Genomic DNA, 24,100 nt, shown 5'->3' on the forward strand with positions numbered 1-24,100 from the left:
GCGTCAGCGCACCTGGCGGACGGCGAACTGCAGACGGGGGTTCGCGTAGGCCTCCTGCGACTCGATGAGTCGCAGTTCGCGCGATCCGGATTCGAAGGTGTTCGAGAGCAGATCGAAGACACTCGACGCCGTGCGCGCCAGGGCGTCGGCCGCGTCGCCGCTGCGGCGGTAGTGGGCGGTGAAGAGCGCCGCCGTCACATCTCCGGAGCCGTTGGCCTTCATGGGGATGAGAGGCGTCTGCACGATCCACGCGCCGGCGTCGTCGACGACCATCATCTCGATGGTGTCGGCCTCTCGGTCGGGGCGTTCCACGCTCGTGACGAGGATCGTCCGCGGACCCCGCTCGCGCACGAGGTCGGCCGAGGCGAGGGTCGAGTCGATGCCGTCGGGCTCGGTGCCGGTGAGGAATCCGAGTTCGAACTGGTTCGGCGTCAGGATGTCGGCCACCGGCACGACTCGCTCGCGTAGGAGTTCGGGAATCGCGGGCGCCACGAAGCAGCCCGACTTGGCGTTGCCCATGACGGGGTCGCAGGCGTAGACGGCATCCGGATTCGCCCTCTTGACCCGCTCGACGACGTCGATGATGACGTCGGCGATGCCCTCGCCGCCCTGGTAACCCGAGAGGACCACGTCGATCTCGGGGAAAACGCCGCGCTCCTCGATACCGGTGAGCACGTCGGCGACGTCGGCGGGAGAGATGAGGGGTCCGCGCCAGGCACCGTAGCCGGTGTGATTGGAGAAGTTGACCGTGTAGACGGGCAGGACCTCGACGCCGATGCGCTGGAGGGGGAAGACAGCGGCGGAATTGCCGACGTGCCCGAACGCGACGGCCGACTGGATCGAGAGAACCTTCATGCCTCGATCCTCCCACCTCGGACGCCTGGACGGAGTGCGCCCGCGGCGACGGCGAGGTCGTCGGCGAGGGCGGCGGCCGAGGCCTCGTCGAGGTCGTGCACCGTCAGGCGCAAGAAGGCGCCGGCGTGGTCGGGGGAGAGGAAGAACGGATCCCCCTCGCGTACCAGCCAGCCGCGGTGCATGAGCTCCTCGCGGACGGACGCGGCCGGAACCGGCAGCGGCACCCAGAGGTTGAGGCCGTCGCCCGGAGCCACCGGCAGTCCCCGTTCGGTGAGGGCTGCCGCGAACGCGGCGTTGCGCGCGGCGTAGTGCTCGGCGGCCGCCTCGATGTCGGCTCGAACGGAATCGTCGGTCACGAGGGCGAGGGTCATGCGCTGCAGGATGTGGCTCACCCACGTCGTGCCCGGTGTGAGACGGACGGCGAGACCATCGGCCGTGTCGGGATCGGATGCCGTGACCGCGAGGCACGTGTCGGGCCCGAGGAACTTCGACATCGACCGGATGCGCGCCCACCGGCGTTGCGAGGGACCGATGACCGAGTGCAGGGGAGCACGCGACAAGAGCGAGAAGTGGTCGTCCTCGATCACCAGCACGTAGGGGTGCTCCGCGAGCACCTCCCGCAGGGCCGCGGCGCGCTCGGCGCTCAGGCTCGCCCCCGTGGGGTTGTGCGCACGGGGCGTACAGATCACGGCGCGAACGCCGGCCTCCAGGGCTGCGCGCAGTCCCTCGACGGTCATGCCCTCGGCATCCACCGCCACCGGCACCGCGCGATACCCGCCGGTGCGGACCGTGTGCAGCGCAGACAAGAAGCACGGGTCCTCCAGCGCCACGGCGTCGTCACGCTGCAGGGCCTGCGCGAGGAGGCGCTCGATCGCGTCGCTCGCGCCGCTGGTGACGGTGATCAGCAGATCGTCATGGGGCAGCTGGTCGGCCATCCAGCCGCGGGCCCAGGCCTCCAAGCCCGGGTCGATGACCGGCTCCCCGTAGAGCACCGGGCGCGTCGAGCGCGCCAGGGCCGCGGTGGGGTCGGGAATGAGCGCGGGGTCGGGGTTACCGGTACCCACGTCGCGCAGGACGGTATCGGGCGTGTAGCCCTCCTGAGCGACGGCGGTACGGTCGGCGACACGCGTGCCGCCGCGGCCTCGCGCCTCGACGAGCCCCGCCTGCGCAAGCTGGCGGTAGGCCGCGACGACCGTGTTCCGGTTCACGCCGAGGTCGGCGGCGACGGCCCGCACCGATGGGAGGAGCGTCCCCGGTGAGAGCTCGCCCCGCTCGATCCGCTCGCGCAGGTCGGCGGCGATGCCGGATGCCGATCGGCCGGTCATGTCGATGGTCATAGCCCCCCTGAGTCGAGACCAGCCTATGTCCTGCGCCATGCTACGGTTTGGCCTAAGCCAATTAGACGCGCCCCGAAGCGCGCATCTCGCGCCCCCGGGCGCCGAACGGAGTGGACATGACCGACACCGGAACCTCCCGCGTCAAGCGCGGACTCGCCGAGATGCTCAAGGGCGGCGTCATCATGGACGTCGTCACCGCTGACCAGGCGCGCATCGCCGAGGACGCCGGCGCCGTAGCCGTCATGGCGCTCGAGCGTGTGCCCGCCGACATCCGCGCCCAGGGCGGCGTGGCGCGCATGAGCGACCCCGACCTGATCGACGACATCATCGCTTCGGTGTCGATCCCGGTCATGGCCAAGGCCCGCATCGGCCACTTCGTCGAGGCGCAAATCCTTCAGGAGCTCGGCGTCGACTACATCGACGAATCCGAGGTGCTCTCGCCCGCCGACTACGTCAACCACATCGACAAGTACGACTTCACCGTGCCGTTCGTGTGCGGGGCGACCAACCTGGGCGAGGCGCTGCGCCGCATCACCGAGGGCGCGGCGATGATCCGCTCGAAGGGCGAGGCCGGCACCGGCGACGTGTCCGAGGCCACCAAGCACATCCGCACCATCCGCGGCGAGATCAACGCCCTGCGCGCCAAGACCAAGGACGAGCTGTACGTCGCCGCCAAGGAGCTGCAGGCACCCTACGACCTGGTGGCCGAGATCGCCGAGACCGGCGAGCTGCCCGTCGTGCTGTTCACGGCCGGGGGCGTGGCCACTCCCGCGGACGCTGCGATGATGATGCAGCTCGGCGCCGACGGCGTCTTCGTGGGCTCGGGCATCTTCAAGTCGGGCAACCCCGCCCAGCGCGCGGCGGCCATCGTGAAGGCCACGACCTTCCACGACGACCCCAAGATCGTGGCCGAGGCCTCGCGCGGACTCGGTGAGGCGATGGTCGGCATCAACGTCGCCGACCTCCCCGCCCCGCACCGCCTCGCCGAGCGTGGCTGGTAAACCCCGCGTCGGCGTTCTCGCACTCCAGGGAGACGTGCGAGAGCATCTCGCGGTCCTGACCGCCCTCGGCGCCGACGCACGCCCCGTGCGCCGGCCCGAGGAGCTCGCCGCCGTGGAAGGCCTCGTCCTTCCCGGCGGCGAGTCGAGCGTCATCGATAAGCTCGCGCGCGCCTTCGGCCTCTTCGACCCCATCCGCGAGGCGATCGCGGCCGGGATGCCGATGTACGGCACGTGCGCGGGACTCATCCTGCTCGCCGACCGCATCGACGGCGCCATCACCGGCCAGCGGACCTTCGGCGGAATCGACGCGCGCGTCGCCCGCAACGTCTTCGGCAGCCAGACCGCCTCGTTCGAGACGGACCTCGATGTCCCCGTCCTGGGTGATCCGCCGGTGCACGCCGTCTTCATCCGTGCGCCCGCGGTCGTCGAGTGGGGACCGGATGCCGAGCCCCTGGCATCCCTTCCCGATGGACGTGTCGTGGCGATCGAACAGGGCGCACTGCTGGGCACCGCGTTCCACCCCGAATCGACGGGGGAGACGCGCTTCCACCGCCGATTCCTGGACCACGTGTCCACCCGATACAGCACGCGCGCGCCCGCGCTCTAGACTGGAAGCCATGTCCGGACACTCCAAATGGGCCACGACCAAGCACAAGAAGGCGGTCATCGACTCCCGCCGCGCCAAGTCGTGGGCCAAGCTCATCAAGAACATCGAGGTCGCCGCGAAGCTCGGTGGAGCCGACCTCCAGGGCAACCCCACCCTCTTCGACGCCGTGCTCAAGGCCAAGAAGACCTCGGTCCCCAAAGACAACATCGACCGCGCGATCAAGCGCGGTGCCGGTATCGGCGGCGAAGCCGTCGAGTACACCTCGATCATGTACGAGGGCTACGGACCCAACGGGGTGGCCTTCCTCATCGAGTGTCTGACCGACAACAAGAACCGCGCCGCAGCCGAGGTGCGCACAGCCCTCAGCCGTAACGGCGGCACCCTCGCCGACCCGGGCAGCGTCGCCTACAACTTCAGCCGCAAGGGCGTCATCGTGGTCCCCTCCGAGGGCACCACCGAAGACGACGTCATGCTCGCGGTCCTCGAGGCCGGAGCCGAAGAGGTCGAGCCGCACGGCGAGGGCTTCGGCGTCATCACCGAGGCCTCCGACCTCGTGTCGGTGCGCAGCGCTCTGCAGGATGCCGGCATCGAGTACGACTCCGCCGACGTCGAGTTCGTCCCCTCCCTCAAGGTCGAGGTCGACGCCGACACCGCCCGCAAGGTGTTCCGCCTCATCGACGCTCTGGAAGACAGCGACGACGTGCAGAACGTGTACACCAACTTTGACATGACGGCCGAGGTCCAGGCCGAGCTCGAGAACGACGAGTAAGGGCGCGCCCTCTCCTCGGCACGGCCCCCGGCGCTTAGCGTGGGGGCCGTGTCTCGTTCCCTCCGCGTCCTCGGCATCGACCCCGGACTGACCCGCTGCGGCCTCGGCGTCGTCGACGTCTCGCCGAACCGCACGGCCTCCCTCGTGCACGTGGGCGTCGCGCGGTCTGCACCGACGGATCCGATCGAGAAGCGCCTCGCGGCGATCGCCGCCGGCATCCGCGAGGTGCTTGTCCGACACCAGCCGCACGTCGTCGCCGTCGAGCGCGTCTTCGCCCAGAACAACCTGCACTCGGTGATGGGCACCGCCCAAGCCAGCGGCATCGCGTTGCTGCTCGCCGCCGAACACGGGCTCGCCGCCGCGACCCACACGCCCAGCGAGGTCAAGGCCGCGATCACCGGCTACGGCTCCGCCGACAAGCTGCAGGTGCAGACGATGGTGGCGCGGGTGCTGCGTCTCGACTCCCTTCCGCAGCCCGCGGATGCCGCCGATGCCCTGGCCATCGCCCTGTGCCACGCCTGGCGCGGGGGAGCCGCCGGAGCGTCGGGCGACGACACTCTGACACCCGCGCAGAAAGCCTGGCGGGATGCCGAGAAGAAGCGCACCCCGCCGACGCGTGTCGCTCGAACACATGTACGAACGGGCGCGTAAGCTGGTCCGATGATCTCCTCGCTGCACGGTACGGCGGCTCACGTCGCCGACGACTCGCTGGTCATCGTGGTGGGAGGTGTCGGCTTCTCCGTCGCGGTGACCGCCCAGCTGGCACGCACGGTGCACGTCGGCGACGACGTCCACCTGCACACCAACCTCATCGTGCGCGAGGACGCGCTGTCGCTCTACGGGTTCGAGGCCCGTGAAGAACTCACCGTCTTCACGCAACTGATCAGCGTCACCGGCGTCGGCCCGAAGTCCGCCCTCGGCGTGCTGTCGTCGCTGACCGTGCCGCAGATCGCCCAGGCCGTGGCCGACGACGACGACGCACCGTTCCGCCGCGTCTCGGGCATCGGCCCCAAGACCGCGAAGCTCATCGTCGTGCAGCTGGCCGGCAAGCTGCAGGTCGCGCCGTCCGCGGCTCCCGCCGCCGCCTCGCCGCACGGACAGATTCCCGCGCAGGTCACGCAGGCGCTCGTGGGCCTGGGCTGGACGGAACGAACCGCGGCCGAGGCCGTGGCATCCGTCGCCGAATCCGCCTCCGAGGCCGACCGCGCCTCGGTCCAGTCGCTCCTCCGCCTCACTCTCGCGCTGCTGGGTCCCGCCCGGAAGGAGAGCGTGAGTGGCTGACGTCCGCGACGCCGGAACGCCCGACGACGAGGTCGAACTCGCTATCGAAGGCGCCCTGCGCCCCACCTCGCTCGCCGAGTTCGTCGGTCAGCAGAAGGTGCGCGGCCAGTTGCAGCTGCTGCTCGACGCCGCCCGGATCCAGCAGCGCTCGCCCGATCACATCCTGCTCTCGGGTCCTCCGGGGCTCGGCAAGACCACCCTCGCAATGATCGTGGCCCACGAGAGCGGTCGGCCGCTGCGCCTGTCGAGCGGCCCCGCGATCCAGCACGCGGGCGACCTCGCCGCCCTGCTGTCGTCGCTCACGCCGGGGGAGGTGCTCTTCATCGACGAGATCCACCGCATGGCGCGCTCGGCGGAAGAGATGCTCTATCTCGCGATGGAGGACTTCCGCATCGACATCATGGTGGGAAAGGGCGCGGGCGCGACCAGCATCCCCCTCGACCTCGCTCCCTTCACCCTCGTGGGCGCCACGACACGCGCGGGCCTGCTGCCCAACCCGCTGCGCGACCGCTTCGGCTTCACCGCCCACCTCGAGTACTACGAGCCGGAAGAGCTGGAGCGGGTCGTCTCACGCTCGGCATCCATGCTCGATGTCGGCCTGCCGGGCACCGCGCGCTCCGAGATCGCCCGCCGTTCGCGAGGAACTCCCCGTATCGCCAACCGCCTGCTGCGGCGTGTCCGGGATTACCTGGTCGTGAACGGCCCGTCGACCGGTACCGACGAGGGTCACGCCGACGTGCGCACGGTCGGCGCCGCCCTCGATCTCTACGATGTGGATGCCATCGGGCTCGACCGTCTCGACCGGGCCGTCCTCGACGCCCTCGTGCGCCGATTCCGCGGGGGACCGGTGGGGCTCAGCACCCTGGCCGTGGCCGTGGGAGAAGAGCCGGAGACCATCGAGTCGGTCGTCGAGCCGTACCTCGTGCGCATCGGATTCATGGGGCGGACCCCGCGCGGCCGTGTGGCAACTCCCGAGGCGTACGACCACCTCGGAGCACCCCATCCCGACGGCATGCTCCGGTTCAGCCAGGGGTCATGACCTATACTCGGCGGGGGATTCCCCGACCCACGCTAGGCAGTGCCGCACGGCGCGCCTGATCTGAAAGGTGCACCGCCTCCATGGACTCCAGTTTCCTCCTGCTCATCCTGTTCGCCGGACTGCTCGTCTTCATGTTCCTGAGCTCCCGCCGGCGCATGAAGAAGCAGAAGGCCGAGCTCGAGCAGAAGGCTCGCGAGACGGTCCCCGGCGCCGAGGTGCTGCTGCAGGGCGGCCTCTACGGCACCATCGTCGAGTACGACGCCGAAGACCTTGACAAGCCCGCGCACGTCGAGATCGCCCCCGGCGTCGTCATCAAGGTGCACAGCCAGGCGATCCTGCGCATCGTCGACCCCGCCGCGGGCACGGTGACCGAAGACGAGTACATCGAAGCCGAAGAGACCGAGGCCGAGTACGTCGCCGGTGTCGCCGACGGCGACATCACCTCGATCAGCGACGACCAGCGCGCCGCCCGCCAGCACGCCGCCGACGCAGAGCGCGACGACAAGGACCGCCCCGCGGTCTGATCGCCCCTCCCGCCGTTTCGTTCACCGCCGCACAGAAAGCCGACTCCGTGGCGCCCTCGACTCCTGTCCGTCACGCCTGGCGCGTTTTGACCGGATTGCTCGCCATCACCGGCGTGCTCTTCGGCATCAACGCGCTGGGCGTGTACGTCTTCAACGCCAGTTCCTGGACCCCCGAGCTCGCGCTCGACCTCCAGGGCGGCACGCAGATCATCCTGCAAGCCCAGACCACCGACGGCGCCGCGCCCGACAGCGAACAGCTGGCACAGGCCGTCACGATCATCCGCCAGCGCGTCGACGCCTCGGGCGTGGGTGAGGCCGACGTCGCCACCGAGGGTGGCCGCAACATCGTCGTGCAGATCCCCGGCCAGGCCGATGAGGCCACGCGCCAGCGCATCCAGAGCTCGGCCCAGCTGCAGTTGCGCCCGGTGCTGTTCAGCGGCTCGCCGGCGACCTCGTTCGTGGGTCAGGACGGTGTCTCCACGCCGTACCCGACGCCCGACCCGAGCCTGCCGTCGACGCCGACCGCCTCGCCGACCAATGCCAGCGACCCGGCCTACATCACCCCGGCTCTGCAGGCGCAGTTCCTCGCGTACGACTGCGCGAACCCGCCGAGCAATCCCGCCCAGGCTCCGGCGGATCAGCCGATGATCACGTGCGGCACGAACGACGGGCAGAAGTACATCCTCGGCCCCGTCGAGCTCGACGGCACCGACATCTCCAACGCCACCAACGGCCAGGAGCAGAACACCGGCCAGTGGGCCGTCAACCTCGTCTTCAACGACCAGGGCACGCAGAAGTTCGCCGAGATCAGCCAGCGCCTCTACGGAGCCCAGCCGCCGCTGAACCAGTTCGCGTTCGTGCTCGACGGCTCCGTGCTGTCGGCACCGTCCATGAACGGCATCATCGTCGACGGTCGCCCCAGCATCACCGGCTCGTTCACGCAGGAGTCGTCGAAGGCCCTCGCCGACCAGCTGAAGTACGGCGCCCTGCCGCTGAGCTTCCAGGTGGTCAGCTCCGACACCGTGTCGGCGACGCTCGGTTCGCAGCAGTTGCAGGTCGGTTTCATCGCCGGTCTGATCGGACTCGGTCTCGTCGCGATCTACTCGCTCATCGTCTACCGCGCGCTCGGCACGGTCATCATCGCCTCGCTCGGCGTGATGGCGGTGCTGACGTATCTCGCGCTGTGCGTCCTGGCGTGGCGAGCGGGCTTCCGCCTCTCGCTCGCGGGTGTCGCCGGTCTGATCGTGACGATCGGCTTCACCGCCGACTCGTTCATCGTCTACTTCGAGAGAATCAGAGACGAATTGCGCGACGGCAAGTCGATCACCGCTGCCGTCGAAGACGGCTGGTCGCGCGCCAAGCGCACGATCTACATCTCGAAGTCGATCAACATCCTCGCGGCCGTCGTGCTGTACATCCTCGCGGATGCCACGGTGAAGGGCTTCGCGTTCACGCTCGGCCTCACGACCGCGATCGACATCTTGATCTTCATCCTGTTCACGCACCCCGTGATGCAGTTGCTCGCTCGCACCCGGTTCTTCGGCTCGGGTCACCCCCTCTCGGGGATGGACCCCAACGCCCTCGGCGCCGTGTACCGCGGTCGCGCGCAGTTCCGGGCTCCCGTGGTCGACGCCGGTCGGGTGAAGAAGTCCCGCGGCGAGGCGCAGCGTCGGCAGACGATCGCCGAACGCAAGCAGGCCGAACTGGCGGCCGCCAGCCGCGGTGATAGCCGCTCCACGAAGGAGGGAGACGACTGATGCGCTCCATGTCGCAGCTCGGTAACGACCTCTACTCGGGGAAGACGTCCTTCCCCTTCGTGCAGCGTCGTCGCCTGTGGTTCATCATCGCCGCGGTCCTCGTGATCGGCGCGGCCCTCGTTCCGCTGTTCCGCCCCGTGCAGTTCTCGATCGAGTTCACCGGCGGCTCGCAGTTCACGGTGTCCAACCCGTCGACGTTCGACCAGGCCCTGGCCACGCAGGCCGTGACCTCGGTCGTCCCGGATGCCGCGACGCGCGTCACCACGATCAGCGATCAGTCCGTGCGCGTGCAGACCGACCAGCTGGACAACGACCAGACGCAGGCGGTCTCGGCCGCCCTCGCGACGGCATACGACGTTCCCGCCTCGGAGATCACGAACTCGTTCATCGGACCCACCTGGGGCAACGACGTCACCCGACAGTCGCTCTGGGGTCTGTCGATCTTCCTCGCGCTGACCTTCCTGATCCTGGCGCTCTACTTCCGCACGTGGAAGATGTCGGTCGCCGCGATCATCGGTCTCGTCGACGTGCTCGTCATCACGATCGGTGTCTACGCCGTCTTCGGCTTCGAGATCTCGCCGGCCGCCGTCATCGGCTTCTTGACCATCCTCTCCTACGCCCTCTACGACACCACCGTCGTCTTCGACAAGGTGAGAGAGAACACCAGGGACGACGGCGAGATCTCCGGTCGCACGTTCGCGGAGTCGGTCAACCTCGCCGCCAACCAGACGCTGATCCGATCGATCAACACCACGGTGGTCGCGATCCTGCCCGTCGGCGCGATCCTCTTCATCGGTGTGCCGCTCGGCGCGCGCACACTCAGCGACATCTCGCTGTCGATCTTCGTCGGCACGATCGTCGCCGCGTATTCGACGCTCTTCGTCGCCGTCCCGATGTACGCCCTGCTGCGCGAGAAGGAGAAGCCGATCGCTCAGCGCGACGCACGTGTCGTGGCGGCTCGCGAGAAGGCGGGTGTCCCGGCCTGAGGCCGGGGCCCCGCCCCCGGGGTCTCACCCGCGGACCCCGCCTTGGACTCCTGTCTCGAGGCATAGACTTGATCGACTGGCCGTAAGGAAGGGGTGGCACATGGCTGAGACCACTTCCTCCGCGCCGCCGCCGTCTTCGCTCCGGCGTCTGGTCCCGCGCATCTTCTCGCGCGCCGCTCGCCGCGACGACGTCGACAAGCTGTTGCGCACGGTGCGTACGCACCACCCCAAGGGTGACCTCGCGATCATCGAGCGGGCCTATGCCGTCGCCGACAAGGCGCACGACGGGCAGAAGCGCCAGAGTGGCGAGCCGTACATCACGCACCCGCTCGCCGTCGCGCAGATCCTCGCCGAACTCGGCTTGGGACCGAAGGCCATCGCCGCCGCTCTGCTGCACGACACCGTCGAAGACACGGGATACCCCCTCGACGAGCTCGCCGCCGACTTCGGCGACGAGGTCGCGATGCTCGTCGACGGCGTGACCAAGCTCGACAAGGTCAAGTACGGCGACAGCGCGCAGGCAGAGACCGTGCGGAAGATGATCGTGGCGATGTCGAAAGACATCCGCGTCCTGCTCATCAAGCTCGCCGATCGCCTGCACAACGCCCGGACCTGGGGCTTCGTGCCCCCGCACAAGGCCGCGAAGAAGGCCACCGAGACTCTCGAGATCTACGCGCCCCTCGCGCACCGCCTCGGTATCCAGGCGATCAAGAGCGAGCTCGAAGACCTCTCTTTCGCGGTGATGCATCCCAAGCTCTACGCCGAGATCGACAGCCTGGTCAAGCAGCGTACGCCGCAGCGCGAGCAGTACGTCCAGAACGTCATCGACGCCGTCGACGCCGATCTGCGCGAACTGCGCGTCCGCGGCCGCGTGATGGGACGCCCGAAGCAGCTCTACTCCGTGTACCAGAAGATGGTCGTTCGAGGTCGCGAGTTCGACGACATCTACGACCTCATCGGTATTCGCATCCTCGTCGGCACCGTCCGCGACTGCTACGCGGTGCTCGGCGCCATCCACGCGCGGTGGACGCCCCTGCCCGGGCGATTCAAGGACTACATCGCCACGCCGAAATTCAACCTGTACCAGTCGCTGCACACCACGGTGATCGGCCCGGGCGGACGCACGGTCGAGATCCAGATCCGCACGCACGAGATGCACCAGCAGGCGGAATTCGGTGTCGCCGCGCACTGGAAGTACAAGGAGCGGATGGCGGGCGGCAAAGCCGACGCCAAGGCCGTCGACGCCGACATGGCCTGGATCGCGCACATCTCGGACTGGCAGGCCGAGACCGCCGACCCGGGGGAGTTCCTCGACTCGCTGCGCTTCGAAATCGGCGCGAAAGAGGTCTACGTCTTCACGCCGAAGGGCCGTGTGGTCGGCCTGCCGACCGGCGCGACCCCGGTCGACTTCGCGTACGCCGTGCACACCGAGATCGGCCACCGCACCATGGGGGCCAAGGTCAACGGACGCCTGGTGCCGCTCGAATCGACGCTGCAGAGCGGTGACGTCGTCGAGGTCTTCACCTCCAAGAACCCCGACGCGGGTCCAAGCCAGGACTGGCTCGGCTTCGTCAAGAGCACCCGCGCGCGCAACAAGATCCGCGGGTGGTTCACCAAGGAACGTCGCGAAGAAGCCATCGAACAGGGCAAGGACTCCATCGCCCGTGCCATGCGCCGGCAGAACCTGCCACTGCAGCGGCTGATGAACCAGGACTCGTTCACCGAGGTCGCTCGCCTCTTCCACTACGAAGACGTCTCCGCCCTGTACGCCGCCGTCGGCGAGGGCCACGTCTCGACGCAGTCCGTGATCGAGAAGGTCACGGCGCTCGTCAACGTCGAAGAGACCAACACCGGGCCCATCGACATCCCCGTCGGTCGCAGCCGTGCCCCGCGCGGTGGCGATTCGGGCGTGCTCGTGCGCGGTGCCCCCGACATCCTCGTCAAGCTCGCCAAGTGCTGTACGCCGGTGCCGGGAGACGAGATCGTCGGTTTCGTCACGCGGGGGAGCGGCGTCTCGGTTCACCGCGGCGACTGCACCAACGTCAAGGCGCTGAAGGAAGAGCCCGACCGACTGATCGACGTGGAGTGGGCACCCACCACGAAGAGCGTCTTCCTCGTACAGATCCAGGTCGAGGCCCTCGACCGCTCGGGGCTCCTGAGCGATGTGACCCGTGTGCTGAGCGAGCATCACGTCAACATCCTGTCGGCCACCGTGTCGACCACGAACGACCGTCTGGCGCTCAGCAAGTTCGTGTTCGAGATGGGTGACACCGTGCACCTCGACCGCGTGCTCAACGCCGTACGACGCATCGACGCCGTCTACGACGTCTACCGCGTGACCTCCTCCTAGCCGCCGCATCAGCGTTCCGAGTCCGCGGTCGCGAGCAGCGCGATCCCTCTCCGTCCGTAGGGGAAGGTCGGATGCCGATCGAGCCACGCTCGCGCATCGCTTCTCGCTCGCGGATCGGACGCCGCCCACGCGACCGCCGCAGCGCGCTGATGCTCGTCGTCGGAGCGGGCGAGGTCGGCCAGCGTGCGTCCCGGTGTGCTGAGGTGTACGCCGGCGAGCGACGTCGTATCTGCCGGTGGCAGGCGCACGTCGTGATACACCGCACGGGTCCCGTCATGGGCCCGTGTCCGCCTCGTCACGACCCGCTGAAGGTGATGTCGCGTCGGCTCGGTCGGAATCCCTCCGTGCACCCACGCGGCGGTCAGGCGCACTCCCGCCCATCGCTCCCCGAGAAGGGGCAGCAGGCTACGGGCGCGCATCCACGCCGTCTCGACCGCGTCGGCGGGCATGAACCCCTCGCCGAGGGGCACCAGCAGCCCGTCGAGACACGCAGCGCTCAGTTCGCTCAACGCGAGACGCTCCCCGGGGAAGAACAGAAAGGGCGACACCATCCCGTCAGTGTGACGGGGCGGTGTCGCCCGTGACGGTCGGAACCGTCGACCTGTGGAGAACCGATCAGCCGCCGAGGGCGCGGAGCCAGGTGCGGCGCGCTTCGAGAGCCTCCGATGCCTGAGCCGCGGCGCGCTTGTCGCCGCGCGACTCGGCCTCGGCGAGTTCGGCCTCGAGCTTGTCGATCGCGTCGGTCAGCTGGCGCGTCATGTCGTTGGCACGCGCCTTCTGCTCGGGGTCGTTCCGCTTCCAGTCGGCGTCCTCGCGGGTGCGCACACTCTGCTCGATCTTGCGGAGCTCGTCGTCGAGGACACGCTCCTTGTCGCGGGGGAAGATCCGGCCGATCTCGTCCCACTCGCGCTGGATGGCGGTGAGCTTCTGGCGGGCGCTCGCGAGGTTCTTCTCGTCGACGATGGGTGCGGCCTTCTCGAGCAGGGCACGCTTCTGCTCGATCTTCTCCTTCGAGGCCTCGGCGTCGGCGGACTCACGCTCGATGCGCGCTCCGTAGAGGGCATCTCCCGCAGCCTTGAAACGAGCCCAGAGCGCGTCGTCGACCTTGCGGCCGGCGCGGCCCGAGGCCTTCCACGCGTCGAGCAGGTCGCGGTATGCCCCGATGCCGTCCTCGCCACGCGGCGCGAGGGCCTCGGCGCGCTCGACGAGACGCGTCTTCGCCTCGCGGGCGGACTTGTGGACCTCGTCGAGCGAAGAGAAGAACTCGCGGCGGTGACGGTCGACCGTGGCGCGGGCGTCGCGGAAGCGGCGCCAGAGCTGCTGAGCGGTCGACTTCGACAGACGGGGGCCGTTCTGCTGGTGAGCCTGCCACCGGTCGAACAGAGCCGTCATCTCGGCGGTCATCTGCTTCCACTGCACCGTCTGCGGGTCACGAGCGGCGAGGGCCTCGGCCTCTTCGACGATCGCGGTCCGCTCGCGCACAGCCTCTTCAGTGGCCTGCTTGGCGGCGACGGCCTCGGTCTCGCTCGCCTCGGCGAGCTCAGAGGTGAGGGCATCCACGCGAGCGATCAGGGCCGCGAGATCGCCCACCGCGGCCGCACCGTCGAGCTTGCCGCGAAGGGTCTTCGCCGTCGAACGGAGGTCGGATGCCGACGCCCCACCGCGACGATGACGCGTCTCGAGCAGGGTGACCTCGCCGGCGAGATCCGAGAACTTGCGCTGATAGTAAGCGAGAGCTTCCGCGGGCGTGCCGTCGGGGTACTGCCCCACGACGCGCCAGTCCTCACCCTCGCGGACCGAGACGGTGCCCTCTTCGTCGACGCGACCCCACGGCTGCGCGGTCGAAGTGGACGCGGTCTTTCCCGGAGGCGGTCCGGGGATGCGCGCGCCGGGCCGCGGAGTGGCGGGCTGCGCGGGCGCGGACGGGGTGCTGGGCGCCTCAGCCGCGTCGGAGGAGGCCTCGACCTCGGCGGTCGCACCGTCGTCGATCGCGTCATCGCCGGAGGGAGCATCGGCGGTAGACGCCGGCTCAGCGGCATCCGACGACTGCTCTGCGATCGGCACCTCACCCGCGGGAGCTTCGTGCTCCTCGACGGGCGCGGCGGCCTCGTCGGAGGAGGCGCTCGGGGCCGAAGATGCATCGGTCTCCGCCTCGACCGAGGTCGTGGCAGTGGGATCGACCTCGACGGCGTTCTCGTCGTCGCGCGGGTCGGAGGTCTCGGGAGTGGGGACGGAAGTCACGGGTAGCACCTCATCGCGGCAGAACCGCCTGGGGGAGAAGGACCCTCCGAGCCTAGTACGCGCGACCCCGGGGTTACAGGATCGAGCCCTGCCGATCGCAACGCGGCCGTTCCCACCGCACGGCGCGAGAGGTCAAGGAGTGGTCGACTCCGACGGCACGGGAGCGGGGACCTCCGTCGGGGCGGGCGTCGCGGGGGTATCGGTCGACGAGGGTGCCGGGTCCGGTGCGCCCGGGCCCGCGACGAAGTAGGCGGTCTGTGCGCCGACCGCGCCGGCGATCAGGACGAGCCCGACCACGAGACCGATGAGGTTGTCGCGTGTGCGGCGTCGCCCCTGACGCTCGTGGAGCTCGAGCCGCGCCTGATACGCGCGAGCACGCTCGCGCTGCTCTCGCGCCTGCCGGTCTTTTCCGCGCGCCGCCACATCGACCTCCTCCGCCCGTCCGGGCACGTCGATCCTACAAAGAGCCGTCCGGCGACCGGGTTCGCCGCTCGCGGACACGGTGTCGGAGGCCGCGGTTAGCCTGGTGTGGTGACCCCATCTTCCGCGCTCTTCCAGGGCCAGACACCGCTCGCGGTGCGCATGCGCCCCGTGAGCCTCGACGAGGTCGCCGGCCAGGGGCATCTGCTGCGGCCCGGGTCCCCGCTGGTCACGCTCGCGACGACCGACTCCTCGGCATCCGTCACCGCCGCCTCGGTGATCCTGTGGGGCCCGCCCGGAACGGGCAAGACCACGCTCGCCCAGGCGATCGCGCGGTCGTCGGGGCGCCGCTTCGTCGAGCTCTCAGCGATCACGGCGGGTGTGAAAGACGTGCGCGAGGTCATGCAAGAAGCGCTCACGCAGCGCGACCTCTACGGGCAGTCCACGATCCTCTTCCTCGACGAGATCCACCGCTTCACGAAGGCCCAGCAGGACGCCCTGCTGCCGGGGGTCGAGAACGGGTGGGTGGTGCTCATCGCCGCGACCACCGAGAACCCCTCGTTCTCGGTCATCTCGCCGTTGCTGTCGCGTTCTCTCCTGCTCACCCTCCGTCCCCTCGGCGACGACGACCTGGGCGCCCTCGTGGACCGAGCCGTGGCCGACCCGCGCGGTCTGGCCGGCCGCGTCGTGCTCAAGGACGCCGCTCGCGCCGCCCTGGTCCGTCTGGCATCCGGAGACGCCCGTCGCGCTCTCACCGCCCTCGAAGCCGCGGCCTCGGTCGCGGGCGACGACGGCGTTGCCCCCGCGTCGGCATCCGGCGGAGACGACGATGAAGACGATGACGACGAGCAGGATCCGGGACCGTTCGTCGACGACGGGGGAGAGCTCCCCGTGATCACCGCCGACCACATCGCCCAGGCCGTGGACCGCGCTCTGCTGCGTTACGACCGCCAGGGCGACGAGCACTACGACGTGATCAGCGCCTTCATCAAGTCGGTGCGAGGTTCGGATCCGGATGCCGCGATCCACTACCTCGCGCGGATGATCGAGGCGGGGGAGGACCCCCGTTTCATCGCGCGGCGCCTGGTGATCTCCGCCGCGGAAGACATCGGCATGGCCGATCCGCAGGCGCTGCAGATCGCCGTCGCGGCGGCGGACGCCGTCGCCTTCATCGGTATGCCCGAGGGCCGCATCCCCCTCGCCGAAGCGACGGTGTACCTCGCGACGACCGCCAAGTCGAACGCCGCCTACAACGCCATCAATGCCGCGATCGCCGACGTACGCGCCGGTGGTTTCGGACGCGTGCCGATGCACCTCCGCGACGCGCACTACCCGGGCGCCAAGCGCCTGGGACACGGCAAGGGGTACAAGTACGCGCACGACAGCGAGATCGGCATCGTGGCGCAGCAGTACCTGCCCGACGAACTCCGAGGCAAGCGCTACTACGAGCCCACGAATCACGGCACCGAGCGCGACGTCTCCGCGCGCCTGGAGAAGATCCGACGCATCCTCGACGGGAAGTGAGCGTGCAGAGGGCACGCGTGGGTGGCTCTGATAGCATGAACCGGCTCGAAACAGGGTTTTCGGGCATCCCCTCCTTCCTGTGATCACCTTCCGGTGCGCCCCGGCGTGCGCTTCGGATCGGGCGGAAGGGGGCGATACGCCCGTGAGCCGTGAAAGGCGCGGCCACGTCATCGGAAGGAGAACTTCGTGACCACGAAGTCTCAGGACCGCCGCAAGGTGCGTCTGTCGCGCGCCCTCGGCGTCGCACTCACCCCCAAGGCCGCCCGCTACCTCGAGAAGCGTCCCTACGCTCCCGGCGAGCACGGTCGCACCAAGCGCAAGGCCGACAGCGACTACGCCGTCCGTCTCCGCGAGAAGCAGCGTCTGCGCGAGCAGTACGGCATCCGCGAGAAGCAGCTGCGCATCGCGTTCAACGAGGCCCGCCGCACCGACGGCCTGACCGGTGAGAACCTGGTCGAGCTGCTCGAGATGCGTCTGGACGCCCTCGTCGTGCGTTCGGGCTTCGCCCGCACCACCGCGCAGGCTCGCCAGCTCGTCGTGCACCGCCACATCATGGTCGACGGCCAGCTCGTGGACCGCCCGTCGTTCCGCGTGAAGCCGGGTCAGCTGATCCACGTCAAGACCAAGAGCGAGGGTCTCGAGCCCTTCCAGGTCGCCGCCGCCGGTGGGCACGCCGAAGTGCTGCCCCCCGTTCCGGGCTACCTCGAGGTCGACCTCTCGACGCTGCAGGCGAAGCTCGTTCGTCGCCCCAAGCGCGCCGAGGTGCCCGTCACGTGTGACGTGCAGCTCGTCGTCGAGTACTACGCCGCCCGCTGACCTCAGCGAGCACAGAAGGGCGCCGGGTTCTCCCGGCGCCCTTTCTGGTTCTCGGGTCGCGCTTGCGCGCGACCCACCGCCGATCCCGCCCCGACTTCCGGGGAGCGGCCTGAGACTGCCCGCGTCGCGGCGGGACTCGCCGAGGAGCGTGCGCGTGTTCGAGCCTCGCGCCGCCGCACGAGCCGGTGGCGACCTCGGCGGCCGAGTCCGCGGCATCCGACCGGCGGGCGCGCGCTCCGCGGGGGCCCTCGCCTACGATGGGGGAATGCCGCGACCGCGGCGTCGTATCGAGGAAGAAGTGGTGATCGTGAGAAGCCTCGTCTGGTTCGCGTTGGGCATCGTCGGCGGTTTCGTCGCCGCCCACCTCGTCAACAAGGACCCCCGCGGGCAGGAGGTGCTCGCGCAGCTCGACTCCCGCATCGGCGAGTTCACCGACCGTATGAGCGACGCCTACCACGCGCAGGAGACCCGCCTCTCCGAGATCATCGACGACGCGAAGAGCGTCGCGTCCTCGGCGGTCGAGAAGTCCGCCGACGCCGTCGACGACGCCGCCCGCGCCGCCGAGAAGGCCGTTTCCCCCTCCGACTGACCCCCTCCGGCCTCCCGCCCCCACCCGTGGGGCGGATCCGCATGCGTACGGAAAGACCCGCCATGAAAACCGCCGAGATCGCCCAGCGCTTCCTCGACTTCTTCGAGAAGAAGAACCACACGATCGTCCCCTCGGCCTCGCTCGTCACCGACGACCCGGCCCTGCTGTTCACCGTGGCGGGCATGGTGCCCTTCATCCCGTATCTGAGCGGGGTCGTTCCGCCGCCCTATCCGCGCGCTGCCGACGTGCAGAAGTGCATCCGCACCAACGACATCGAAGAAGTCGGCAAGACCCCGCGTCACGGCACCTTCTTCCAGATGCTCGGCAACTGGTCGTTCGGCGACTACTTCAAGGAAGACGCGATCCGCTTCGCCTGGGAGCTGCTGACGGCCCCCGAGTCGGAGGGCGGCCTCGCGTTCGATCCGAAGGACCTCTGGGTCACGGTCTACGAGGAGGACGACGAAGCCCGCGACCTCTGGCTCGAGCTCAGCTCTCTGCCCGACGAGCGCATCCAGCGCCTGGGCAAGGACACGAACTACTGGTCGACCGGTCTGCCCGGCCCCGCCGGTCCCTGCTCGGAGATCTTCTTCGACCGCGGTCCCGAGTACGGCATCGACGGAGGCCCCGCCACCGACGACGACCGCTACGTCGAGATCTGGAACCTCGTGTTCATGCAGTACGAGATCACCAACGTGCGCTCGAAGTACGACTTCGACATCGTCGGGGAGCTGCCCGCGAAGAACATCGACACCGGCATGGGCCTGGAGCGCATCGCGTTCATCAAGCAGGGCGTCGACAACATGTACGAGACCGACCAGGTGCGCCCCGTGCTGGACCTGGCCGCCAAGCTCGCGGGCAAGTCGTACGGCCAGGAGTCTCACGACGACGACGTGCGCCTGCGCATCGTCGCCGACCACGTGCGCTCATCCCTCATGCTGCTCGCCGACGGCGTCACCCCCTCGAACGAGGGCCGCGGCTACATCCTGCGCCGCATCATGCGTCGCGCGATCCGCTCGATGCGCCTCCTCGGCGTCGACGGCCCCACGTTCCCGGAGCTGTTCGCCGCCTCACGCGACGCGATGAAAGAGTCCTACCCCGAGGTCGAGGCCGATTACGCGCGCCTCTCGGCCTACGCGATCGCCGAGGAGCAGACGTTCCTCCGCACGCTCGCGGCCGGATCCGCGATCCTCGACCAGTCGGTCGTCGAGGCCAAGAACGGCGGCGGCACCACGCTGTCGGGCTCCGAGGCGTTCCTGCTGCACGACACCTACGGCTTCCCGATCGACCTCACGCTCGAGATCGCCGAAGAGGCCGGGCTGTCCGTCGACCGCGGCGCCTTCGACCAGCTGATGCTCGAGCAGCGCACACGTGCCAAGGCCGACGCCCGCGCCCGCAAGGGCACGATCGCCGACCAGAGCGCCTACCGCGAGTTCCGCGCCCACGGCGAGACCGTCTTCACCGGCTACACCGAGATGCAGACGGAGTCCCGGGTTCTCGGCATCCTGATCCAGGGGGTCGGAACCGACCGCGCGGCCGAGGGCCAGATCGCCGAGGTGATCCTCGCCGAGACCGCCCTGTACGCCGAATCAGGTGGCCAGGTCGCCGACAAGGGCGTCATCGTCGGTCCCGGCTACGAGCTCGAGGTGCTCGACGTGCAGCGTCCCGTTCCGGGTCTCGTCAGCCACACCGTCGAGGTGACGACCGGTGAGGTCTCGGTCGGCGCCCCCGCCACGACCGTCGTCGACGCGCTCAACCGCCACGCCGCCCAGCAGGCGCACACTGCGACTCACCTGGTGCACGCGGCGATCCGCGACACCCTCGGCAAGACGGCGACGCAGACCGGTTCGCTCAATCGCGCGGGTTACATGCGCTTCGACTTCAGCTGGGGCTCCGCGCTGTCGCCCGAGACCCGCACCGAGATCGAGGACATCGCCAACAACGCGGTGCGCGACAACCTCGAGGTCACCACGCGCGTGATGTCGCTCGACGAGGCGAAAGCCGCGGGCGCCATGGCGCTGTTCGGCGAGAAGTACGGCGACACCGTGCGCATGGTCGACATCGGTGGTCCCTGGTCGCGTGAGCTGTGCGGTGGCACCCACGTGTCTCGCAGCGCCGAGATCGGCCTGGTCAACCTCGTGGGCGAGCAGTCGGTCGGCGCGTCGAACCGCCGCGTGGAAGCCCTCGTGGGCCTCGACGCCTTCCGCGACCTCGCCGCCGAGCGCGCGATCGTCTCTCAGCTCAGCTCGAGCCTGAAGACGCCGCGCGAGCAGCTGCCCACCCGCATCGCCGAGTTGGCCGCGAGCCTCAAGGCCGCCGAGAAGAAGATCGCGGCGTTCGAGGCGCAGGCCCTCACCGGTCGCCTGCCCCAGCTGGTGGAGTCGGCCGTCGCCGTCGGCACCGTGCGGGTGGTCGCACAGAGCCTCGGGGAGGGCGCCTCGGCAGACGACGTGCGCTCGCTCGCGCTGCAGGTGCGCGACCGCCTGGGCAGCGACCCCGCGGTCGTCGCTCTCGCGAGCACCACCGGCGGCCGCGCCACGGTGGTCGTCGTCACCAACGACGCCGCGCGCGAACGGGGGCTCGCCGCGGGCGCCCTCGCCAAGGCGGCGGCCGGTGTGCTCGGCGGCGGTGGCGGAGGTCGTCCCGACGTCGCCCAGGGCGGCGGGACGGATGCCGCGGCCCTGCCGCAGGCGCTCGAGGGAATCGTCTCGGACGTGAGGACGACGATCGCGTGACGTCGTTTCGTCGCGGCATCCGATTCGGGATCGACGTCGGGCGCGCGCGCGTCGGCGTGGCTCGGTCAGACCCGGACGGGGTGCTCGCCGTTCCCGTCGAGACGGTGCCTCGAAAGGGCGAGCCGATTCGCCGCATCGCGGCTCTGGCGGGCGAGTACGAGGCATTCGAGATCCTGGTGGGGCTGCCGCTGAACCTGCGCGGTGAAGACACGCCGTCGACGACCGACGCTCGTGCCTTCGCCGCGGCGCTGGCCGCGGCTCTGCCGATGCCCGTCCGCCTGGTCGATGAACGCCTGAGCACCGTTTCGGCGCACAGTGTTCTCCGCGAAGCAGGGCGTTCTCAGCGGGATTCTCGTAGCATTGTGGACCAAGTCGCCGCCGTGGTGCTTCTGCAGCAGGCGATCGATGTGGAGCGACAGTCCGGCGAGCCGGCCGGACCCGCCGTAACACCGGGACAGGAGCCCGCCTGACATGCCCGAGAACCAGCACCCCGAAAACGATCCGTTCGCGGATCTTTACGGTCGTCTGCCCGACCCGCGCACCGGTACGCGCTCCTCTCGCCTCCCCGGCGGCGAGGATGCTGCTCCGCCGTCGCGCCGAGCCGCCCGCGAGGCCCGACGCGCGGCGACCGAGGCCACGCCGACCGTGTCCGCGGAGCAGGCGGTCGAAGGCGCGTCCACCGCACCCGCCCATCGCGAGGCCGAAGCCACGGCCACACCGCGAGTCGCGGACGCGCAGCCGCCGCTGGAGCCGGCCGCTCCCGCCGAACATCCGACAGCCTTCCCCGCCGAGCCGTCGGGTGCTTCGCGCCCCGGCTCGACGCCCGCGCCTCGTTCCGCAGCCGAGCAGGCGGCAGGGAGGGAGTCTGCGTCCGCGCGACCCACCGATTCCCCTTCGCCGCAGACCACGCGAGACGCCGCTTCCGCTGGCGGCCGCGACGAAGCGGCGCCGGGGCCGCGTCGCAGCGGTGCTCCCGCCGCGGCCTCCGCGACGGCGCCGGAACCGGCGGCCTCAGACCCTGCCACGCGCGCTGTGCGAGATCAGGCGCCTCGCACGACCTCCGCGCAGAGCACTCCCTCCTCGCCCTCCGGCGCCATGCAGCCCGCCCGTGACACGCAATCCGCAGCCTGGCAGGCCGCAGCCCGCCGCGCGGACGCTCCCCGTTCCGGATCCGAGTCTCGCCGCAACGAGCCGTCGCGCGACCGCGAACCCGCCCTCGTCGGAGCCGGAGCGGGAACGGCCGCCGCAGCCTCCGCCACGCCTCGCAGCACGGCATCCGGATCTCTCGAAGACCTCTTCACCGGTGAGACCACCACGCAGCAGATCGGCTGGGCACCGCAGAAGCCTCCGAAGCGGCGCCGTGGTGGGGGTCGCTGGATCGCTCTCGCCATCGTCTTGATCCTCGTCGGTGGTGTCGCCGGCGGCGGCTTCGCGCTGTGGAACACCTACGGCGAACGTATCCAGGCGTTCCTCGGCAACGGCGAGCCGCTCGAGTACGAAGCGGGACAGGCGACCGGCGAAGCACGCGTCACGATCGTGTCGGGTGACACGGGCCAGTCCGTTTCGCCGAAGCTCTTCGAGGCGGGCGTGACGAAGGCGACCAACTCGCTCTACAAGTACATGGTTGACAACGCGGTGGGCTTCACGTTCCAGCCCGGCGTCTACAAGCTGCAGCAGCAGATGACCTCGGAGGCGGTGATCGCCGCGCTCCGCGACCCGGCCAACCGTCTCGACAACTCGGTGCAGCTGCGTGAGGGGCTCACCCTGACGCAATCGCTGGACATCATCTCGGAGCAGGTCGGCATCGCGCGCGCCGATCTCGATGCCGCGGTCGCGACCCCCTCGACCTACGGGGTCTCCGCCTCGACCCTCGAGGGCTGGATCTTCCCCGCGACCTACGATTTCGACGACGGCGTCACCGCCCCACAGATCATCGATCGAATGGTCAAGCGCACGATCGAGTCGCTCGACAAGGCCGGCGTGGCGCCGAACGATCGAGAGCGCATCCTCACCATCGCCTCGATCATCGAACGCGAAGCCCGCAGCAGCGAGGACTTCTACAAGGTCTCACGCGTGATCGAGAACCGTCTGCAACCCGACAACACCGAGACGCACGGTCTGCTGCAGATGGACTCCACGGCGCAGTACGGCGCGAACGAGCTCGACGCCGGAGCCTCGTCGTCGAGCGCGAACGCCCTCAACAGCGACAATCCCTATAACACCTACAAGTATCCCGGGCTCCCCGTCGGGCCGATCGCCAACGCCGGAGACCTCGCAATCGACGCCGCGATGCACCCCGTCGACGGCCCCTGGTACTACTTCACGACGGTGAACCTGTCGACGGGCGAGACGGTGTTCTCGACCACCTACGCCGACCAAGAGAAGGCGGTCGCGCAGTTCCAGCAGTGGTGCCGCGAGAACCCGAACGGCGGATGCTGACCGGACCTCGCCGCCGTCTGGCCGTCTGGGGAGACCCGATCGCGCATTCGCGGTCGCCCCGGCTGCACGCGGCGGCGTACGGCGCGCTCGGCCTCGACTGGGACTACGGGCGCCGACGGGTGGACGAGGCGAACTTCGCCTCCGCGGTAGAAGAACTGGATGCCGTCTGGCGCGGGCTCTCGCTCACCATGCCGCTCAAGCACGCGGCCGCTCGCGCCGCCGTCTCGCTCGACGACGACGCGCGGCTGACCGGCGCCGTGAACACCTTCCTGCTGGCCGAGGGCGGCCCCCGCGGTTTCAACACCGACGTGGGCGGCCTGGCCCGTGCCCTCGACGAGATCGGCGTGCGCGAGCCCGGGGCGATCCGCGTGCTCGGCGCCGGAGCCACAGCGACCTCCGCGGTGGTCGCCGCCGCCCGTACGGGAGCCGGTCTCATCGAGGTCCGCGCGCGGCGGCCCGAGGCGGCCGCCCCCCTCGGCGCCCTCGCCGACCCTTTGGGGGTCGTCGTTCGCGTCGTCGCCCTCAACGACCCCGAGCTGTCACCGGTGGACGCCACCATCGCGGCTCTGCCCGGGGGCACCGATCTCGGCGGCGTCGCCGACGATCTGGCATCCGTCTCCGGTCCGCTCGTCGACGTCGTCTACGGCGGCTGGCCGACTCCGCTCGCTCAGGCGTGGGCACGCGCGGGCGGCGAGGCGCACGACGGTCTCGCGATGCTGCTGCACCAAGCTCTGCTGCAGGTGCGCGTCTTCGTCGGGGAAGACCCCGAGATCGCCCTCGAACGCGAGACCGAGGTGCTGGCCGCAATGCGCACCGCGCTCGTGGGAGACTAG

Annotated in this window: 22 protein-coding genes; 17 read left to right on the plus strand and 5 right to left on the minus strand. The window is 69.7% G+C overall.

What is annotated here, in order from left to right; all coding sequences use genetic code 11:
• Window positions 1-3 precede the first annotated feature (3 nt).
• Both pdxY and OVA17_RS15285 read right to left on the minus strand, forming a co-directional pair.
• On the minus strand, window positions 4-855 hold the full coding sequence (pdxY, locus tag OVA17_RS15280; RefSeq protein WP_210075097.1) for a pyridoxal kinase PdxY: 852 nt from the start codon (window positions 853-855) through the stop codon (window positions 4-6).
• Complete coding sequence (locus OVA17_RS15285; protein WP_267787328.1) at window positions 852-2,192, minus strand: aminotransferase class I/II-fold pyridoxal phosphate-dependent enzyme; 1,341 nt, start codon at window positions 2,190-2,192, stop codon at window positions 852-854. Before OVA17_RS15285 ends, pdxY begins: the two co-directional genes overlap by 4 nt.
• 116 nt (window positions 2,193-2,308) lie before the next feature.
• On the opposite strand from OVA17_RS15285, the gene pdxS reads away from it, so the two are divergent.
• From pdxS to OVA17_RS15335, 10 genes are all read left to right on the plus strand, one after another.
• Window positions 2,309-3,193 (plus strand): pyridoxal 5'-phosphate synthase lyase subunit PdxS, encoded by an 885-nt coding sequence (gene pdxS / locus OVA17_RS15290; RefSeq protein ID WP_210075101.1) that lies wholly within the window; start codon window positions 2,309-2,311, stop codon window positions 3,191-3,193.
• Window positions 3,183-3,800, plus strand: coding sequence for a pyridoxal 5'-phosphate synthase glutaminase subunit PdxT (pdxT, locus tag OVA17_RS15295; RefSeq protein ID WP_267787329.1), 618 nt, complete (start codon window positions 3,183-3,185; stop codon window positions 3,798-3,800). The genes pdxS and pdxT overlap by 11 nt, the downstream gene beginning before the upstream one ends.
• A gap of 10 nt (window positions 3,801-3,810) precedes the next feature.
• The gene (locus OVA17_RS15300) at window positions 3,811-4,569 is read left to right on the plus strand and encodes a YebC/PmpR family DNA-binding transcriptional regulator (RefSeq protein ID WP_210075105.1); all 759 of its coding nucleotides are present in this window, start codon (window positions 3,811-3,813) and stop codon (window positions 4,567-4,569) included.
• A 48-nt stretch (window positions 4,570-4,617) separates the two neighbouring features.
• A complete protein-coding gene (gene ruvC, locus OVA17_RS15305; protein ID WP_267787330.1) occupies window positions 4,618-5,220 on the plus strand; it encodes a crossover junction endodeoxyribonuclease RuvC in 603 nt (200 codons plus the stop codon).
• Window positions 5,221-5,229: 9 nt separating this feature from the next.
• Window positions 5,230-5,850, plus strand: a complete 621-nt coding sequence (gene ruvA, locus OVA17_RS15310) for a Holliday junction branch migration protein RuvA (protein ID WP_210075109.1) — start codon at window positions 5,230-5,232, stop codon at window positions 5,848-5,850.
• Window positions 5,843-6,889 (plus strand): Holliday junction branch migration DNA helicase RuvB, encoded by a 1,047-nt coding sequence (ruvB, locus tag OVA17_RS15315; RefSeq protein WP_056231660.1) that lies wholly within the window; start codon window positions 5,843-5,845, stop codon window positions 6,887-6,889. The genes ruvA and ruvB overlap by 8 nt, the downstream gene beginning before the upstream one ends.
• Window positions 6,890-6,969: 80 nt before the next feature.
• Window positions 6,970-7,413, plus strand: a complete 444-nt coding sequence (locus OVA17_RS15320; RefSeq protein ID WP_210075113.1) for a preprotein translocase subunit YajC — start codon at window positions 6,970-6,972, stop codon at window positions 7,411-7,413.
• Between the two features lie 47 nt (window positions 7,414-7,460).
• Entirely contained in the window at window positions 7,461-9,170 is a 1,710-nt protein-coding gene (secD, locus tag OVA17_RS15325) for a protein translocase subunit SecD (protein WP_210075115.1), read from the plus strand.
• Complete coding sequence (gene secF, locus OVA17_RS15330; protein ID WP_210075118.1) at window positions 9,170-10,156, plus strand: protein translocase subunit SecF; 987 nt, start codon at window positions 9,170-9,172, stop codon at window positions 10,154-10,156. Before secD ends, secF begins: the two co-directional genes overlap by 1 nt.
• A 100-nt stretch (window positions 10,157-10,256) precedes the next feature.
• Entirely contained in the window at window positions 10,257-12,506 is a 2,250-nt protein-coding gene (locus OVA17_RS15335; protein WP_267787331.1) for a RelA/SpoT family protein, read from the plus strand.
• An 8-nt stretch (window positions 12,507-12,514) separates the two neighbouring features.
• On the opposite strand, the gene OVA17_RS15340 is transcribed toward OVA17_RS15335, so the two are convergent.
• The 3 genes from OVA17_RS15340 to OVA17_RS15350 all read right to left on the minus strand — a co-directional run bounded on the left by OVA17_RS15340 (window position 12,515) and on the right by OVA17_RS15350 (window position 15,197).
• Window positions 12,515-13,057, minus strand: a complete 543-nt coding sequence (locus OVA17_RS15340; protein ID WP_267787332.1) for a hypothetical protein — start codon at window positions 13,055-13,057, stop codon at window positions 12,515-12,517.
• Window positions 13,058-13,121: 64 nt separating this feature from the next.
• Window positions 13,122-14,747, minus strand: a complete 1,626-nt coding sequence (locus tag OVA17_RS15345; protein WP_324289901.1) for a DUF349 domain-containing protein — start codon at window positions 14,745-14,747, stop codon at window positions 13,122-13,124.
• Between the two features lie 132 nt (window positions 14,748-14,879).
• Window positions 14,880-15,197, minus strand: a complete 318-nt coding sequence (locus OVA17_RS15350; RefSeq protein WP_267787333.1) for a dioxygenase — start codon at window positions 15,195-15,197, stop codon at window positions 14,880-14,882.
• 81 nt (window positions 15,198-15,278) lie between these two features.
• On the opposite strand from OVA17_RS15350, the gene OVA17_RS15355 reads away from it, so the two are divergent.
• The 7 genes from OVA17_RS15355 (at window position 15,279) to OVA17_RS15385 (ending at window position 24,100) form a co-directional block, all read left to right on the plus strand.
• Entirely contained in the window at window positions 15,279-16,691 is a 1,413-nt protein-coding gene (locus tag OVA17_RS15355) for a replication-associated recombination protein A (RefSeq protein ID WP_267787334.1), read from the plus strand.
• Between the two features lie 186 nt (window positions 16,692-16,877).
• On the plus strand, window positions 16,878-17,507 hold the full coding sequence (rpsD, locus tag OVA17_RS15360; RefSeq protein ID WP_056231683.1) for a 30S ribosomal protein S4: 630 nt from the start codon (window positions 16,878-16,880) through the stop codon (window positions 17,505-17,507).
• Window positions 17,508-17,661: 154 nt separating this feature from the next.
• Entirely contained in the window at window positions 17,662-18,096 is a 435-nt protein-coding gene (locus OVA17_RS15365; RefSeq protein WP_267787335.1) for a hypothetical protein, read from the plus strand.
• A 62-nt stretch (window positions 18,097-18,158) separates the two neighbouring features.
• Window positions 18,159-20,828 (plus strand): alanine--tRNA ligase, encoded by a 2,670-nt coding sequence (gene alaS, locus OVA17_RS15370; protein WP_267787336.1) that lies wholly within the window; start codon window positions 18,159-18,161, stop codon window positions 20,826-20,828.
• Window positions 20,825-21,298: a Holliday junction resolvase RuvX gene (ruvX, locus tag OVA17_RS15375; RefSeq protein WP_267787337.1), complete on the plus strand. Its 474-nt coding sequence runs from the start codon at window positions 20,825-20,827 to the stop codon at window positions 21,296-21,298. Before alaS ends, ruvX begins: the two co-directional genes overlap by 4 nt.
• 625 nt (window positions 21,299-21,923) lie before the next feature.
• On the plus strand, window positions 21,924-23,267 hold the full coding sequence (gene mltG, locus OVA17_RS15380) for an endolytic transglycosylase MltG (RefSeq protein WP_267787338.1): 1,344 nt from the start codon (window positions 21,924-21,926) through the stop codon (window positions 23,265-23,267).
• Complete coding sequence (locus OVA17_RS15385) at window positions 23,261-24,100, plus strand: shikimate dehydrogenase family protein (protein WP_267787339.1); 840 nt, start codon at window positions 23,261-23,263, stop codon at window positions 24,098-24,100. Before mltG ends, OVA17_RS15385 begins: the two co-directional genes overlap by 7 nt.

This window comes from Microbacterium sp. SL75 (genome assembly GCF_026625865.1).
Lineage (GTDB): Bacteria > Actinomycetota > Actinomycetes > Actinomycetales > Microbacteriaceae > Microbacterium.